This is a genomic window from Psychrobacter sp. TB55-MNA-CIBAN-0194 (assembly GCF_040309505.1).
Classification (GTDB): Bacteria; Pseudomonadota; Gammaproteobacteria; order Pseudomonadales; family Moraxellaceae; genus Psychrobacter; species Psychrobacter fozii.
On the sequence record NZ_JBEOOW010000247.1, the window covers coordinates 1 to 274 of the forward strand.

The window sequence follows — 274 nt, forward strand, 5'->3', positions numbered from 1 at the left end:
TTCATATACTATGCTCATCGGGCCAAATATCTCATTACTGATATAAAAGCTAAATCCTGCCACAACACCCAGTAGTACACGAGCTCCCATGGTCACCGTGCGTAACGGTCCAAACACAAACGATAATGCCACCAGCATCATCACAGCTACCGTTACCGGCTGCATAACCTTGCGCCATAAAGCCAGTTCATAACGACTAGGATCTTGTTGGTTAACCTTCAAATAATCGAGGTAGTCAATTAAGCCGCTAATGGATAATGCCTCTGGCTTAACC

At 44.9% G+C, this 274-nt stretch carries 1 protein-coding gene; it reads right to left on the reverse strand.

Translation table 11 applies throughout. The annotated features are described in order from the left end of the window. A partial coding sequence (locus AAEY75_RS15020; RefSeq protein WP_352260027.1) for an LptF/LptG family permease occupies window positions 1-274 on the reverse strand: 274 nt, incomplete at both ends.